16 protein-coding genes are annotated in these 13,838 nt (G+C 44.6%); 6 read left to right on the top strand and 10 right to left on the bottom strand.

Features of this window, described 5'->3' with window-relative positions; all coding sequences use genetic code 11:
* Positions 1-61: 61 nt before the first annotated feature.
* From BLQ60_RS09885 to BLQ60_RS09870, 4 genes are all read right to left on the bottom strand, one after another.
* Positions 62-940: a DMT family transporter gene (locus tag BLQ60_RS09885; protein ID WP_092619682.1), complete on the bottom strand. Its 879-nt coding sequence runs from the start codon at positions 938-940 to the stop codon at positions 62-64.
* A 109-nt stretch (positions 941-1,049) separates the two neighbouring features.
* Positions 1,050-1,529: a hypothetical protein gene (locus tag BLQ60_RS09880; RefSeq protein ID WP_092619679.1), complete on the bottom strand. Its 480-nt coding sequence runs from the start codon at positions 1,527-1,529 to the stop codon at positions 1,050-1,052.
* Positions 1,530-1,557: 28 nt separating this feature from the next.
* Entirely contained in the window at positions 1,558-1,764 is a 207-nt protein-coding gene (locus tag BLQ60_RS09875) for a YheV family putative zinc ribbon protein (protein ID WP_171259095.1), read from the bottom strand.
* A gap of 150 nt (positions 1,765-1,914) precedes the next feature.
* Entirely contained in the window at positions 1,915-3,939 is a 2,025-nt protein-coding gene (locus BLQ60_RS09870) for a M3 family metallopeptidase (protein ID WP_092619674.1), read from the bottom strand.
* Between the two features lie 254 nt (positions 3,940-4,193).
* Between BLQ60_RS09870 and mscL the strand changes: the two genes are divergently transcribed.
* Positions 4,194-4,631, top strand: a complete 438-nt coding sequence (gene mscL / locus BLQ60_RS09865) for a large conductance mechanosensitive channel protein MscL (RefSeq protein WP_092619671.1) — start codon at positions 4,194-4,196, stop codon at positions 4,629-4,631.
* Between the two features lie 182 nt (positions 4,632-4,813).
* Positions 4,814-5,155: a gamma-glutamylcyclotransferase family protein gene (locus BLQ60_RS09860; protein ID WP_092619668.1), complete on the top strand. Its 342-nt coding sequence runs from the start codon at positions 4,814-4,816 to the stop codon at positions 5,153-5,155.
* A gap of 24 nt (positions 5,156-5,179) precedes the next feature.
* On the opposite strand, the gene BLQ60_RS09855 is transcribed toward BLQ60_RS09860, so the two are convergent.
* Together BLQ60_RS09855 and mutM are read right to left on the bottom strand one after the other, a co-directional pair.
* Complete coding sequence (locus BLQ60_RS09855; RefSeq protein WP_092619665.1) at positions 5,180-5,470, bottom strand: peptidylprolyl isomerase; 291 nt, start codon at positions 5,468-5,470, stop codon at positions 5,180-5,182.
* The gene (gene mutM / locus BLQ60_RS09850; RefSeq protein ID WP_092619662.1) at positions 5,467-6,351 is read right to left on the bottom strand and encodes a bifunctional DNA-formamidopyrimidine glycosylase/DNA-(apurinic or apyrimidinic site) lyase; all 885 of its coding nucleotides are present in this window, start codon (positions 6,349-6,351) and stop codon (positions 5,467-5,469) included. The genes BLQ60_RS09855 and mutM overlap by 4 nt, the downstream gene beginning before the upstream one ends.
* A 267-nt stretch (positions 6,352-6,618) precedes the next feature.
* Between mutM and BLQ60_RS09845 the strand changes: the two genes are divergently transcribed.
* Positions 6,619-7,575, top strand: coding sequence for an AEC family transporter (locus tag BLQ60_RS09845; protein WP_092619659.1), 957 nt, complete (start codon positions 6,619-6,621; stop codon positions 7,573-7,575).
* Positions 7,576-7,679: 104 nt separating this feature from the next.
* Here the strand turns inward: BLQ60_RS09845 and BLQ60_RS09840 are convergent, their stop codons facing one another.
* On the bottom strand, positions 7,680-8,390 hold the full coding sequence (locus BLQ60_RS09840; protein WP_092619656.1) for a DsbC family protein: 711 nt from the start codon (positions 8,388-8,390) through the stop codon (positions 7,680-7,682).
* A gap of 209 nt (positions 8,391-8,599) precedes the next feature.
* Between BLQ60_RS09840 and BLQ60_RS09835 the strand changes: the two genes are divergently transcribed.
* Positions 8,600-9,490: a pirin family protein gene (locus BLQ60_RS09835; RefSeq protein ID WP_092619653.1), complete on the top strand. Its 891-nt coding sequence runs from the start codon at positions 8,600-8,602 to the stop codon at positions 9,488-9,490.
* A gap of 112 nt (positions 9,491-9,602) precedes the next feature.
* Here BLQ60_RS09835 and BLQ60_RS09830 read toward each other — a convergent pair whose 3' ends face one another.
* Positions 9,603-9,932: a hypothetical protein gene (locus tag BLQ60_RS09830; RefSeq protein ID WP_143005211.1), complete on the bottom strand. Its 330-nt coding sequence runs from the start codon at positions 9,930-9,932 to the stop codon at positions 9,603-9,605.
* 255 nt (positions 9,933-10,187) lie between these two features.
* Between BLQ60_RS09830 and BLQ60_RS09825 the strand changes: the two genes are divergently transcribed.
* Complete coding sequence (locus BLQ60_RS09825; protein ID WP_092620009.1) at positions 10,188-10,685, top strand: lipocalin family protein; 498 nt, start codon at positions 10,188-10,190, stop codon at positions 10,683-10,685.
* 84 nt (positions 10,686-10,769) lie between these two features.
* Here the strand turns inward: BLQ60_RS09825 and BLQ60_RS09820 are convergent, their stop codons facing one another.
* Together BLQ60_RS09820 and dkgB are read right to left on the bottom strand one after the other, a co-directional pair.
* Complete coding sequence (locus BLQ60_RS09820) at positions 10,770-11,951, bottom strand: MFS transporter (protein ID WP_092619647.1); 1,182 nt, start codon at positions 11,949-11,951, stop codon at positions 10,770-10,772.
* Positions 11,952-12,004: 53 nt separating this feature from the next.
* Positions 12,005-12,808, bottom strand: a complete 804-nt coding sequence (gene dkgB / locus BLQ60_RS09815; RefSeq protein WP_092619644.1) for a 2,5-didehydrogluconate reductase DkgB — start codon at positions 12,806-12,808, stop codon at positions 12,005-12,007.
* Between the two features lie 133 nt (positions 12,809-12,941).
* On the opposite strand from dkgB, the gene BLQ60_RS09810 reads away from it, so the two are divergent.
* Positions 12,942-13,838 (top strand): LysR family transcriptional regulator, encoded by an 897-nt coding sequence (locus tag BLQ60_RS09810; RefSeq protein ID WP_092619640.1) that lies wholly within the window; start codon positions 12,942-12,944, stop codon positions 13,836-13,838.

Here is a 13,838-nt window from a genome sequence, read left to right as displayed (position 1 = left end):
CAATAAGCATCTTCGGGTGCTTATTTTTTTGCATCCAATTTTACTGAAAATCGTAGAACAACTACGTCCATAAGCGTTCGATTTTGCGCTGGATCTGCGGAGAACACATTAATAATGCCATTAAAATCAAACTAAAACCAATCAGGTTCAATCCATCAGGATATTCTTGCCACAGCATCGCCGCCCACATTCCCGCAAAAATAATCGCCAAATAATTGGCAGGTCCAATCTGACCCGCAGGTGCGAGCTTGTAGGCATGTGACATGCACAGTTGGCTTGCCGTTGCCAAAATCCCTGCACCGCATAAATAAAACAGCTCGGTCGGACTAAACACTCGCCAATGCCAAAACATCGGCAGCGCAGAAATGATGGTCGCAATCAGGCAAAAATAAAACACAATCCGCACAGGCGGTTCGGTATTGGTCAAGGCACGGACTGTGACAAATGCCATCGCTGCACAAAAGCTCGCCATGATACCAATCGCTGATAATTGATTAAACAAACCGCTATCGGGTTTCGCCACAAAAAGCACACCGACCATGCCGAGCAGTGACGTCCACAGCATCCATGTCGTGATACGCTCTTTTAAAAATAGCCAAGCAATCAACGGAATAAAAATCGGTGAGGAATAGGTAAATACCATGGCATTGGACAATTTCATATGAGCAATGGCGTAGAAAAAGCCATACATCGCTGTCAGTCCGATCACCGCTCGCCAAGTGTGCATCCAGAGCTTTTGCGTTTTGAGATTGTGTATGCCTGAACGAAGCACCAGTGGCAAGATAAAGAGCAGTCCCACAGCATTACGGAAAAATACGATGGTGGCATTATCCACGGTTTGCGAGGCAAAACGAATGAGCACCCCCATGCCAGAGAAAAGCAGGGCGGAAAGGGTCAATAAGAGTAATGCGGTACGGATATGAGCGTTGCTGTCGTGCATAAAGAAAAATCGGCACAATAAGCGCTATTGTACCGAAATTCACGATTTATACTATCGAATGCGATCAGGATTCAGCAGAGATAAAAACGATCTCAACATCGAATGCTGGTTATTGGGCAGTCGTCTGCGCTGGCGGATGATTGCTTTTTAGCTGTGCTTCGAGTTCGGCAAGCTGTTGTTCTTTCAATTCAAGCAATTTGTCGGCATCTTGGTGCTGTTGCTCAAGTAAATCTTTTTGTTCACCGAGCTGTTTTTGCACCTCTTCCAGTTGCGCGATTTCATCTTTTTTCAGCGCTTGGTCTTCAGCGATCGGCTGTTCAAGCAAAGACTCATCGACTAGCTCAGCAAAGTCTTGGCTGTTCTCTTGCATTTGCTCAGTTTGTGCGGTGGATTGCTGGGCAATTTCAGTCATCTGCTCCTCGCTGAGCCCGTGCTCATTCAGTGGGCGGGTTGTCGCCGATGTTTCTGGATTGAGCTCATTACTTGGCTGATTATCTTGTAAGGCAACATAGGCGCCAATGGCAAGCACCACGATGCAGATCACAGTGATGATGATCCATAAGTTTTTATTTGATTGTTCACTCGACATGCGTTGAAACCTATTACTTTTATTAAATTTATTGGCGTTGCCGTGGTTTAAATTGTATTACCCCAATATCGTCAGGCGCTTCAGGTGCAACGTAGCTGTCTTCGCTCGGGCGTTGCTCTGTATAGTCGCATTCGATACATTCGATCCATTCATCATCATCGCTGGTGATCATGACGACACGATCCTGTGCCTGACATTTTGGGCATTTCGCCCCTGCGATAAAACGTCGTTTCATGAACACAACCTATGACTTTTACAATTGATTTTCACAATGACATGCTTTGCAATCACTGGATCAAGGTTAAGTGTAGCGAATTCACCTCACCTCGTCCAATCTTTCAAAATATTTAAATAGTGTGGCAATGACACAGCACCAACAGCGAAATTAAGCGGCAGTCCAGCCATTATGACGCAGTAAGGCATCTATGCTTGGTTCACGACCACGGAAGTCGGTGAAGGCTTGTAAGGCTTCAACTTGCCCACCGACAGCGAGAATCGCTTTGCGAAAGGCTTGACCTGTTTCCACATTAAAAATCCCTTCTTGCTCAAAGCGATCAAACGCATCACTGGCAAGCACTTCCGCCCATTTGTACGAGTAGTAACCCGCCGCATAACCGCCTGCAAAGATATGGCTAAAGCTGTGTTGGAAACGGTTGTCACTTGGTGTTTTGAGTACCGCAACTTGACTCCGCACCTCATCCAAAATCTGCTGAATCTGTGCTGTTGTTGGTGCAGGGCTGTGCGCATGAATATCCAAATCAAACAAGGCAAATTCGACTTGTCTTAAGGTCTGCATGCCTGTCTGGAAGAAACGTGCGGCAAATAATGCCTGTAAAAGTGATTTTTCCAGTGGTTGACCTGAGTCGATATGCGCACTGATCAAGTCTAAACCTTGTTCTTCCCACGCCCAAAATTCCATAAACTGACTTGGCAGTTCCACCGCATCCCACGCCACGGCGTGCGTACCTGCCACACCAATATGATCGGCTTCAGTCAAGATATGGTGCAAACCATGCCCAAACTCATGGAATAAAGTGGTGATTTCATCATGGGTGAGCTGTGCAGGCTGATCACCAACAGGTGGTGCAAAGTTACACACCATAAACGCCACAGGTTTTTGATCGAGTTGCTGATCTCTGACTTTAGAACGGAAGCCACTCATCCACGCACCGCCACGTTTATTTTCACGAGCATACAAGTCAAAGTAGAATCCACCAATCACTTGACCATGTTCTTCCACTTCGTAATATTTAGCGTCGGGATGCCAAAAGTCGGCTTGCTTCTCAACGATGTTCACCGCATAGAGTTTTTCAGCGATTTGGAATAAACCATTGACTACTTTTTGAATTGGGAAATACGGCTTTAAGGCTTCTTGTGACAGATTAAAGTTTTGCTGTTTAATTTTCTCCGCATAATACGCCGTGTCCCATGCTTGAAGTTCTGTGATGCCATCCTTTTCGGCAAAGGCTTTGATTTCCGCCAGTTCTTGCTTAGCAGGCGCTTTGGCTTTGTCGGCAAGATCAATTAGAAATTCACGGACTTTTTCTACGCTTGGTGCCATTTTTTTCGCCAAAGACAATTCGGCATAATTGGCAAATCCAAGTAACTGTGCTTGTGATTCACGTAGCGCCAAAATCTCTTGCATGATGGCGCTATTGTCAAATTCAGGATGGCCACCAAGCTCTGAGGCCCGTGTGGTATAGGCGTGATAAATGGTCTTGCGCAGTTCACGATCATCGGCATAGGTCATGATGGCGAGATAGGCTGGAATGTCTAAGGTTGCGACCGCTTGATCTAAGCCTTTTTGTTCACCGTACTGGCGTAGTAGCGCTTGGCTACTGGTAGGAATGCCTTTGAGCTGTGCATCATCAAGTTGCAAATGATATGCTTGCGTGGCATCGAGCACATGATTGGAAAAGTCCGATGACAGCTGAGATAAACGTGCGACATTTTCCGCATAAATCGCTTTTTTCTCAGGTGGCAGTGCCACACCAGAGAGTTTAAAATCTTTGATGGCATGTTGTATTGCGCTTTGTAGTGCAGGACGCAAGTTGGCAAATTCGACTTGATCAGCGATGAATTGGTAAGTTTGATACAGCGCTTCGTTTTGCCCTGCTTGGGTATAAAAGTTACTAATCTCAGGCAAGAGCGATTGATACACTTCACGCAGTTCAGGCGTATTCATCACTGCATTAAGATGTGACAGCACACCAAATAATTCACTAAATTGATTTTCAAATTCATCAAATTGTTGGACGGTGTGTAAACTGTGCTGAAAATCCTGTGGTGTTTGCACTTGCGCAAGCAGGTTCAAACCACGTTGAATCAAGTCGAGAATGTCTTGTTTTAATTGTTGAATATTGATTTGACTAAATTGTGGTAAAGGCAAAGTCGCAGGGCTTAAAGGCATCATCTTGCTCATATAAAAATTGTGATTGATATTTTAATAAGTGCAATGCGGGCAAAAATCAAGATCAGATTCGGAAAACGACGTTTTAAAATCCAATATGCATTAAAAAAAGTAAGAACAAGTCGATGTTTTTTGTATCATTCTGTCGATTCCACTTGGTGCAATTACAAAAACCAAGTAAATTACTCGTGATTTCTCTCTGCTCGAGAGATATAACATAAAGTTGTGTACTTTTTAATCTGGAGATTGTGCAAATGGGTATGGTGCAAGAGTTTAAGGAATTTGCTTTAAAAGGCAATATGATGGATCTTGCTGTCGGTGTGATCATCGGTGGCGCATTTGGTAAAATTATTGATTCATTGGTCAAAGATGTGATTATGCCTTTGATTTCATGGATCTTGGGCGGTGAAGTAGATTTCACCAACATGTTCTTGATCTTGGGTGACAATCCAAACAATATTCAAACTTTAGAAGCCGCCAAAGAAGCAGGTTTGAATATTTTCCATTATGGTAACTTCATTACGATCTTGATTAACTTCATCTTGTTGGCATTTGTGGTGTTCTTATTGGTGAAAGCCATGAACAACATGCGCCGTAAAGAAGAAGCTGCGCCAGAACCAGAAGCAACGCCTGAAGACATCGAATTGCTTCGTGAAATCCGTGATCAATTGAAGAATCGCCCACAACCTTAATGGTTTGAGGTATTCACGATAAAAAACGGCAGACATGCCGTTTTTTTATTCGCTGTTAAATGTATGACAGTGAAACTATATGACAGCGAAAATGCATGATAGTGTAAATGCATGACAGTGGAAATGACTGTGCAATCTGTTTAATATGCGCACAACTTAGCATAGTTGTTTGAAATGGTGTTATGAAAAATCTTTTTGTTTACGGGACATTGCGCCCAAATCAGCCGAATGAACACGTCCTTGCGCCACTTGGTGGGCGTTGGCAAAAAGGCTATGTACATGGCGTGGTGCATACTTTAAATTGGGGTGCAGACATTGGATTGCCTGCGATTGTGCTAGATGCGCAAGCGGATCGTGTAGAAGGATTATTCTTTATCCATGAGCAATTGCATGATCATTTGGACATGATTGATGAATTTGAAGGGGCGCAATATCAACGGGTCAAGGTACAGGCGCAGGATGAGCACGGTCAGTCACTCGATGCTTGGATTTATGCCATGAAACATGCACAGGCAGAACAATAACAATCACTTTGACACATAGAACGATTAGCGGAAGCCATCCATACGAAATTTAATTTCTACCAGATGAAAGCCAAATTGGCTTTTAATCGGACCATGCAGTTTACGTTCTTCTGCGCTAAATACCAATTTGTCAATCACAGGCACCAGTTGTCCTTTTTTCACCTCACCAAGTTCACCACCACGTTTTGCAGAGTTACAGGTGGAGTGTTGTTTGGCGATTTTGGCAAAGTCAGCGCCAGCTAAGATTTTTTGCTTGAGCTGTTCCGCAAGCACTTTGTCTTTGACGAGGATATGACGGACGATGGCGGTTTTCATTTAGTCGCTCCTTGAGGCTTTTTTGTGCTGACTTGAGTTTTCTTTTTTGTCGATTTGGTTGTTGCTTGGATCTTTTTTAATGGCTGACATTGCGGACAAAAGGCGCTGGCACGTTGTCCGAGTTTGATATTTTCGATCGGTGTTTCACAGTTGACGCACATTTCTCCGACACGCCCATAGGCGAGTAAAGTCTGCTGAAAGTAACCATTTTCACCGCTAGCATTGCTATAGTCTCGAAGCGTTGACCCACCAAGTTGGATGGCATGCGCCAACACTTTTTTGATCTCTGCGACCAAAGCAGTTACCTGCGCTTGACTTAAACTATTGGCAAGCTGTGCAGGATGGATACCTGTGTTAAACAGACATTCGGTGGCATAAATATTTCCCACACCGACCACCACATGATTGTCCATCAAGGCGACTTTGATGGCGACCTGTTTGCTTTTTAATTTTGTCCATAAATGTTCGGCGTTGAACTCATCTGATAAGGGCTCAGGGCCAAGCGGATCAAGCAACTTCTGTTGATGCATTTCATCCAGCCAAAGCAAGCAACCGAAGCGCCGTGGATCGTGATAGCGCAAATGAATCTCACCAAAGTCAAATACCACATGATCATGCTTGCGCAGTTCGGTATGTGGCGCACAAAGTCGAAAACTGCCCGACATCCCGAGATGCCAGAGCATCTGCTGACCTTCAAAATCGGCGATAATATATTTTGATCGGCGCTGTAATTCAGTGAGCGTCAGTCCGATCAACTTGGAGAGATCGTCAGGCACCGCCCAGCGTAAAGAGGCTTGGTGTACCGTGACATTGACTAAGCGCAATCCAAGTAATGGTGCGAGGCTGGCTTTGGTGGTTTCGACTTCGGGCAGTTCAGGCATGGTTCTATTCAAGTAAGAGGGGGCGTTATTTGGCTAAAGTAATCGTGTGCAGACATCATCTGACACAGTGGTAATGATAGCATTGAATGAACATGCTAAGGTCGAGTTGCTCAAAGTAGCTGAAACAGCATAACATAGCAGGCACTTCGCATCTTATATCGTTTTGCCGTTCTACATAGACCAGATAGACCAGCAAAAGGATCAACATAAAGATCAGCAAACCGACCAAGACAGAGCTCAGTAAAGGGATCGATAAAAAGGTATCACGTGGTTATTTCCGTCATTCTTCCGTTGGTGTTACTCACGCTCATCGGTTATTTTTCTGCCAAACTCAAGTTGGTTGAACGGTCGCATATTGCCGCCCTCAGTAACTTCGTCATTAAAATTTCCTTGCCTGCATTCCTGCTCTACGCTTTGGCGGATAAGGACATTTATGCCTTGTGGCAACCGAGCTACTTTTTGGCGTATGGTTTGGCTTCATTGCTGCTCTTTGGTGCTGCATTTTTTATGTTTCGGCATTATTTTCAGATGTCGATGACGCACAGTGCGGTGATGTCGATGGGTGCGTCGATGTCCAATACTGGCTTTATCGGTACGGCGATTCTGACCATGTTGATTGGCAGTCACGCAGCGATTTATATTTCCCTGACCTTGCTGGTGGAAAATCTAATGATCGTGGTGCTGATGCTGTGCTTGGCGGAAATAGGTCTAAGCCACGGTAAATCATTGGCAGAACAGGCGCAGTCAGCACCCAGTCCAATACAGGTGCTGTTAAAAACCCTTAAAGGCGTATTACTTCATCCTGTGATTGTGTCGATTATGTTGGGGTTGATCTGTAGCTTGATGTCATGGCAGTTGCCTGAACAACTGCATAAAGTGTTGACCATGCTTGGCAATACCGCAGCGCCGATCGCCTTATTTGTAATTGGCGCCAGTCTGGTCGGTGTGGGTTTAAAAGCCTTAAATCTGGGCACGTGGCTGTTGGTGAGCATGAAAGTCGTGCTGATGCCACTGCTGGTGTTTGGCTTTTTGAGCATGCTACCCAATGTCAGTCAGGAAATGTTGTATGCGGGCACCTTGATCGCCGCTTTGCCGATGCCTGTATCGTTTGGCATTTTTGGACAGGCGTATGGACTTAATGAAAAAGCCTTGACGCCACTGATGCTAAGCACCATCTTTGGCTTTGCTGTGATTAGCCTATTGATCGTGCAGTGGTATAGTTAATCTAAATCCAAAACAGTAAAAAAAGATGATCCATCACTGCGATGAATCATCTGCTTATGTACGTCTGGAAATTTGCTTGTAGCATTCTTTTGACGTATCAGCGATTATTTCGCTGAGTTCAGCAAACTTTCTAATTCTGCCGCAGAACGTCCACCCGAGATGCGCTCCCCATTATTTAAAAATAAAGTCGGCGTACCTGAGATATTCAGACTATTGGCAAGTTCGAGATTTTTCTGAATCGGATTACTACAGTTGTCGCTGGCACTTGGCATTTTTTTATGCAGTAAATAATCTTCCCATGCTTCATAGCGATTTTCAGAACACCAGACTTTTTTGGCAATGCGCTCGGCATTCGGATGTAAAGCGGTCAGTGGCATCATAAAGGTATAAATCGTGACATTGTCCACTGTGGTCAACTCTTGCTCTAAACGCTGACAATACGGACAATCTGGATCACTAAAGACATAGAGTTTGCGTTCACCTTTGCCTTTGACATTTTTGATGGCATTGGCAAGCGGTAGTTGACTGATGTCGATTTTATTGAGTTGTTGCTCACGTTGTTCAGTCAAATTGACTTTGTTTTGAAAATCCACCAAGTTGCCGACAAAGAAATAACGTGCATCTTCATCGGTATAGACCAAGCTCCCCGCCATTTGTACTTCATAAATATCATCGACTGGACTTTCACCGACCACTTTGGCGCTGAGCGTAGGGTAGTTCTTTTTGAGATTTTGACTAAGTGTATTCACATCAGCGTAACTGGTACTGCTGAGTGCCAGCATCATTGCAGTCAAGGTACTTGCTAAGGCTTTCATATCATTGCTCTTTTCAATGTTTTACACATCATGCAGAAACATCAGCAATTTTACAAGAAAGGATTGTGCTGAAAATATCATCAAAAAAGCGATGAATAATAATTCAAGGCTTAAACTGTTTCATATATAGAACATTGTGTTGATGTGGTTGTCTATTTATTGTGCAAATGCAGCTTTATAATAGCCTCATAACGAATTGGAGATGAATCATGAGAAAAGTGATCGCAAATATTAACAACAACCAAATGCATTGGGTCGGCGATGGATTCCCAGTACGCAACTTGTTTTCCTATGATCGTTTAGGTCAAGCCATTAGCCCATTTTTGCTTTTGGACTATGCTGCGCCTTATCCATTCCAACCAACCACTGAGCAACATGGCGTGGGTTCACATCCGCACCGTGGCTTTGAAACCGTGACTTTGGCGTATCAAGGTGAAGTGTCACATCGTGACTCCAGTGGCGGTGGTGGTACCATCAAATCTGGCGATGTACAGTGGATGAGTGCTGCCTCTGGCGTGGTGCATGAGGAGTTCCACTCAACGGAATTTGCTGAATCAGGTGGAACCTTTGAGATGGTGCAACTTTGGGTGAATTTGCCAGCCAAAGATAAAATGACCGCACCAAAATATCAAGGCATCACAGCGGATCAAATTCCAGATGTGAAACTTGATGATGCAGGTAGCCACTTGCGTGTGATTGCAGGGACTTACCATGATCAAACTGGGAATGACCAAAAAGGTGCGGCGTCGACCTATTCACCTGTGAATATGTGGGATGGCGTGCTCAAAGCAGGTACCACGCATCGCTTCTTTGTCCCTGTGACGCATAATGCGATGTTGGTGGTCTTGGATGGTGAAGTGGTGGTCAATGGTGATCAAACCGTGAAATCTAGTAGTGTTGCAGTTTTGGCACGAGATGGTGAAGCTGACTTTGAAGTGGTGGTCAATCAAGATGCAAAATTCTTGATTCTCACAGGTGAGCCATTGAATGAGCCGATCGAAGGCTATGGACCATTCGTGATGAATACGCAGGCTGAAATCAAACAAGCCTTTGTAGATTTCCAAAGTGGTAAATTCGGTGAAATCCCTGTCGAAGCCTAAGTTGTATCATCAGCTATTGATAGCAAATAAAAAAACGAGGTCGAGAGCCTCGTTTTTTGTGTCTGATTTTTTGGTGCTCTGGGTAAATTGGCAATTTCAAAGCATGTAGAACTTAGTCGACAATCACCCAACCATTTTCACTTTTTGCCACCCGTAAATCGGTGGTATTGTTTTGCGCACCTAAAAATGGCATCTCGACCGTGACATTGATCCGACAACTGAGATCCTTACTTTTGTCAATTTTATGACAATCCAACTTCTCAAACTTACTCACTTTCATGAGCTCGCCTTTCTGTTGTGTCAGGCGCTCAGCAAGCGCATTGGTCTGCTGAATTTTCTCCTGATACAGCGTTTGTAGCTGTTCTTGGCTGGGCTCACGGCTACATCCTGTGAGGACTAAGGTGGCGGTGATGATGGCGAAACTGAGTATTTGCTTTTTCATTTTTTTCGTGGAAATAGGTGACAAGATCATCATCATTGTAAAATGTTTAAACGATGTTGAATAGTTTCACTACAGAAAATCACAGATTGTTTTGTTTTAATGGGTTTTGCTTTAATTGAATTTGCGCTTATTGATTGTATTTAAATTTGATGATGAGGTGCTAAGGTGACGAAAAATAAAAAAATCTGGCTGACTGCAGTCGCTTTGACAGGATTGGCAGTGTGGGTGAATGTTGCGCAAGCAAAAAGTAGCGCAATGCAAACGCCAACAACTGCACAGCCCAAAGCTGTCGATGCCATTGATGTACAGAAATATCTCGGGACGTGGTATGAAGTGGCACGACTGCCGATGTACTTTCAGCGCAACTGCGCCAGTGATGTGCAAGCCGAGTATAGTCTAAATGCCGATCAAACCATTCAGGTCAAAAATCAGTGTATCAATACCGATGGCAAGCTGGATGTGTCAGAAGGCGTTGCTTATTCACAAAATGATGGTAACAGCCAATTGAAAGTCAGCTTCTTGCCGAAAGGGCTGCGTTGGGTGCCCTTTAGCAAGGGCGATTATTGGGTGCTTCGTGTCGATGAAGATTATCAAGTGGCATTGGTGGGCGGACCATCGCATCGCTATCTGTGGTTATTGTCACGTACTCCTGATGTGGATGAGGCGGTGATTGAAGATTATCTCAATACCGCCAAAGCACAAGGCTATGATTTATCGACACTGATTCGAACCAAGCATAGCGCCGAGAAATAATTGATCTATGGATCAATGTTGATAAAAATCTTTTCAGCAAAAATAACGCCTCACAGATGAGGCGCTATTTTGAAGTTTATGAACTTAGCTAGAAGTGCAGGGCTGTGCTTCAGTTGCTGTATTAGATTGACGGCGCATTTGCCAAAGCACTAACAGTATCGCAATGCCTGCCAAGATCGCACCTGTGATGGATACTGCGACATAGCCAAGACCAAGACTGAGCACCGCACCACCTGCTGCTGCACCGACCGCATTACCCAAGTTAAATGCACCGATATTCACAGAAGATGCCAAACCTTGCGCTTCGTGTGCCACTTCCATAACACGCATTTGTAATGGTGGCACCACGGCAAAAGTCGATGCACCCCAAATCACCAGTGCAATACCCGCACCAATCGCTGTTTTTGCCAAGATCGGGAACAACAGCATCATTACGATCAATAAACTCAAGAAGCCTAACAACGTTTTATCAATCGATTTATCTGCAAATTTACCACCGAGATGGTTACCAATCGAGAAGCCAATGCCAATCATCACCAACATGAAGGTGATCAGTGTTGGGCTAGCATGAGTGAAAGTTTGCAAACTTGGTGCAATGTAAGTGTAGAGAGTAAACATCGCACTGGCACCAAGCACTGTCGTCGAAAGCGCAAGGAGCACCGCAGGACGTGTAAGTACCGCAAGCTCTTGTTTGACATTCGGTTTATTACCTTTTTGTCCTTTTGGCAGTACCGCCCACAGCGCAAGCATGGTGACCACACCCAGCCCAGAAATCACCGCAAAAGCATTACGCCAGCCGACATTTTGACTAAACCATGTGGCAAGCGGAACACCGCCGATATTGGCAACGGTCAGTCCCATAAACATCATGGCGACCGCACTGGCTTGTTTCTCTTTCGGCACAAGGCTAGCTGCCACCACCGAACCGATGCCGAAGAATGCACCATGATTCAAACTGGTAATGATTCGTGCACCCATCAGGCTGACATAATTTGGCGCAAATGCCGCCAAGATATTGCCAATGGTGAATATCGCCATTAGTAAGATCAATGCCTTACGACGTGGAAATGAAGACAAGAGTAGTGTCATAAATGGCGCACCAATCATCACACCCACAGCATAAGCGGTGATCAACATCCCCGCTTGCGGAATAGAAATATCCAAACCTGCGGCAATCTCAGGTAAGAAGCCCATCGGTGAAAACTCGGTGGTTCCAATGGCAAATGCACCGACCGCAAGTGCCAACAGGGGAAGATTCGATTTCATTTTGATTCTCTAAATAAGATGTCGCTAAAAATCTCTGAAAATGTAGTTAACGCTTAGTCCCAGATTGGGGCAAGTTCTTCAGGGTTGACTTCACGCCCGTTACACTCCAGTTGTGCGATACGTTGCATCTCCTCGGCACTGAGCTCGATCTCTTGTGCTTTGAGATTGCTGATCAGATTGTCACGTTTGGTCGAAGATGGAATCACCGCAAAGCCACGCTGTAATGCCCACGCCAATGCAATCTGTGCCGTTGTTGCTTGATGCGCCTGTGCAATCTCAGTTAAGGTCGCATCACCCAACACTTTGCCATATGCCAACGTCATATAAGAGGTCACATCAATCTGTTTAGATTGCAAAAAATCGACCAATTTTTGATTTTGCAAATATGGACTCAGTTCGATTTGATTGGTGGCAATGTGTTCTACACCAATGCTATCAATGGCTTGCTGTGTTAGCTCAATATTAAAATTGGAAATTCCAATATGCTCGGTCAGTCCTTGTTGCTTGGCTTCGAGCAAGTTTTGCATCACCTCAGCGATGTTTACGCCTTGCTTTGGCGCAGGCCAATGGATCAACGTCAAATTGACCGCATCAGTGCCGAGCTTGTGTAGACTGTCTTTTAGACTTGGAATCAGCTTGTCAGCGCTATAGTTGTCCGTCCAAATCTTGGTGGTCAGGAAAATATCCTGATGCGCCACGTTCGACTCACGAATCGCCTGACCGACTTGTGCTTCATTGCCATAAATCTGTGCGGTATCAATGGCACGATAACCGACGTCTAGGGCTGTTTTGACTGAATCAATCACCACTTGGTCTTGTAGACGGAAAGTGCCAACGCCGAATTTTGGAATGATCATCTCTACCTCAAAAATTTTTAAATAGGTTGTATTTTGCGATGTGGCTATTCTCTCTAAAAAAGGCTTGTTGAAAAATCGGACTTTAGGCAAAATATTGTTGACTATAAATCAATAATTGTTGTGATCAATACTGATGAAATCCTCCATTGAAGAACTGATTGCCTTTGTCACCATCGTTGATAGTGGGGCGATCGTCTGTGCAGCGGCACAACTGGATCAGACCACCTCTGGTGTTAGCCGTGCCTTGCAACGCCTTGAGTCTAAACTCGGTGTGACCCTGCTCGAACGCACCACACGCAAGATTAGCCTCACGCAAGAAGGGCAAATCTTTTTAGAAAAAGCACGGCAGATCCTACGGGATTTGGAAGCTGCCGAAGATGCCTTACAAACTTTTGATCAAGAGATTTCAGGCTTGATTCGGATCGACTCGGCGACACCGTTTATTTTACATGTGGTGGCACCGTTGATTCAGGAATTTATGCAACTGTATCCTGCAATCGAAATCGAGATGAATAGCAATGATCAAGTGATTGATTTGTTAGAGCAACGCACCGATGTGGCATTTCGCTTTGGGCAACTGCAAGATTCCAGTTTGCACGCCAAGTTGTTGTGTCGCAGTCGCTTGTATATTGTCGCCAGCCCAGAATATTTGGCAAAGCATGGTTATCCTGAATCGCCAAATGTCTTGGATCAGCATCAATTGATTGGTTTTAGTAAAGTCCCGGCACTGAATACGTGGCCTTTAAAGGTGGACGAACGAGCACTGACCATTCATGCCAAACTCAAAGCCTCTAATGGCGAAACGGTGCGCCAACTGACTTTGATGGGCAATGGGATAAGTTGTTTGTCGCAGTTTTTGGTGTCTAAAGACATTAAGCAGGGACGTTTGGTCACCTTATTTGAAGATGAAATTACCGCACATCATCAAAATATCCATGCGGTGTATTATCAGCAAGATCATTTGCCGAAACGGGTTCGGATTTTTATTGAGTTTTTGGCGGAAAAATTGAAAAAATATCGAGAGAGTTAA

Origin of the sequence: Acinetobacter marinus, assembly GCF_900096915.1 — a bacterium.
Lineage (GTDB): Bacteria > Pseudomonadota > Gammaproteobacteria > Pseudomonadales > Moraxellaceae > Acinetobacter > Acinetobacter marinus.
Note: the sequence above shows the minus strand (reverse complement) of the source record. Positions and strands in the feature narration are given on the sequence as shown.

Excerpts from the sequence above, each read along its gene's own strand:
- BLQ60_RS09835 (WP_092619653.1), top strand. The coding sequence starts at position 8,600 with ATGAGAAAAGTGATCGCAAATATTAACAACAACCAAATGCATTGGGTC.
- BLQ60_RS09875 (WP_171259095.1), bottom strand. The coding sequence starts at position 1,764 with ATGAAACGACGTTTTATCGCAGGGGCGAAATGCCCAAAATGTCAGGCA.
- BLQ60_RS09820 (WP_092619647.1), bottom strand. The coding sequence starts at position 11,951 with ATGAAATCGAATCTTCCCCTGTTGGCACTTGCGGTCGGTGCATTTGCC.
- BLQ60_RS09840 (WP_092619656.1), bottom strand. The coding sequence starts at position 8,390 with ATGAAAGCCTTAGCAAGTACCTTGACTGCAATGATGCTGGCACTCAGC.
- BLQ60_RS09860 (WP_092619668.1), top strand. The coding sequence starts at position 4,814 with ATGAAAAATCTTTTTGTTTACGGGACATTGCGCCCAAATCAGCCGAAT.
- BLQ60_RS09870 (WP_092619674.1), bottom strand. The coding sequence starts at position 3,939 with ATGCCTTTAAGCCCTGCGACTTTGCCTTTACCACAATTTAGTCAAATC.
- dkgB (WP_092619644.1), bottom strand. The coding sequence starts at position 12,808 with ATGATCATTCCAAAATTCGGCGTTGGCACTTTCCGTCTACAAGACCAA.
- mutM (WP_092619662.1), bottom strand. The coding sequence starts at position 6,351 with ATGCCTGAACTGCCCGAAGTCGAAACCACCAAAGCCAGCCTCGCACCA.
- BLQ60_RS09880 (WP_092619679.1), bottom strand. The coding sequence starts at position 1,529 with ATGTCGAGTGAACAATCAAATAAAAACTTATGGATCATCATCACTGTG.
- BLQ60_RS09825 (WP_092620009.1), top strand. The coding sequence starts at position 10,188 with ATGCAAACGCCAACAACTGCACAGCCCAAAGCTGTCGATGCCATTGAT.
- BLQ60_RS09885 (WP_092619682.1), bottom strand. The coding sequence starts at position 940 with ATGCACGACAGCAACGCTCATATCCGTACCGCATTACTCTTATTGACC.
- BLQ60_RS09855 (WP_092619665.1), bottom strand. The coding sequence starts at position 5,470 with ATGAAAACCGCCATCGTCCGTCATATCCTCGTCAAAGACAAAGTGCTT.
- BLQ60_RS09810 (WP_092619640.1), top strand. The coding sequence starts at position 12,942 with ATGAAATCCTCCATTGAAGAACTGATTGCCTTTGTCACCATCGTTGAT.
- mscL (WP_092619671.1), top strand. The coding sequence starts at position 4,194 with ATGGGTATGGTGCAAGAGTTTAAGGAATTTGCTTTAAAAGGCAATATG.
- BLQ60_RS09830 (WP_143005211.1), bottom strand. The coding sequence starts at position 9,932 with ATGAAAAAGCAAATACTCAGTTTCGCCATCATCACCGCCACCTTAGTC.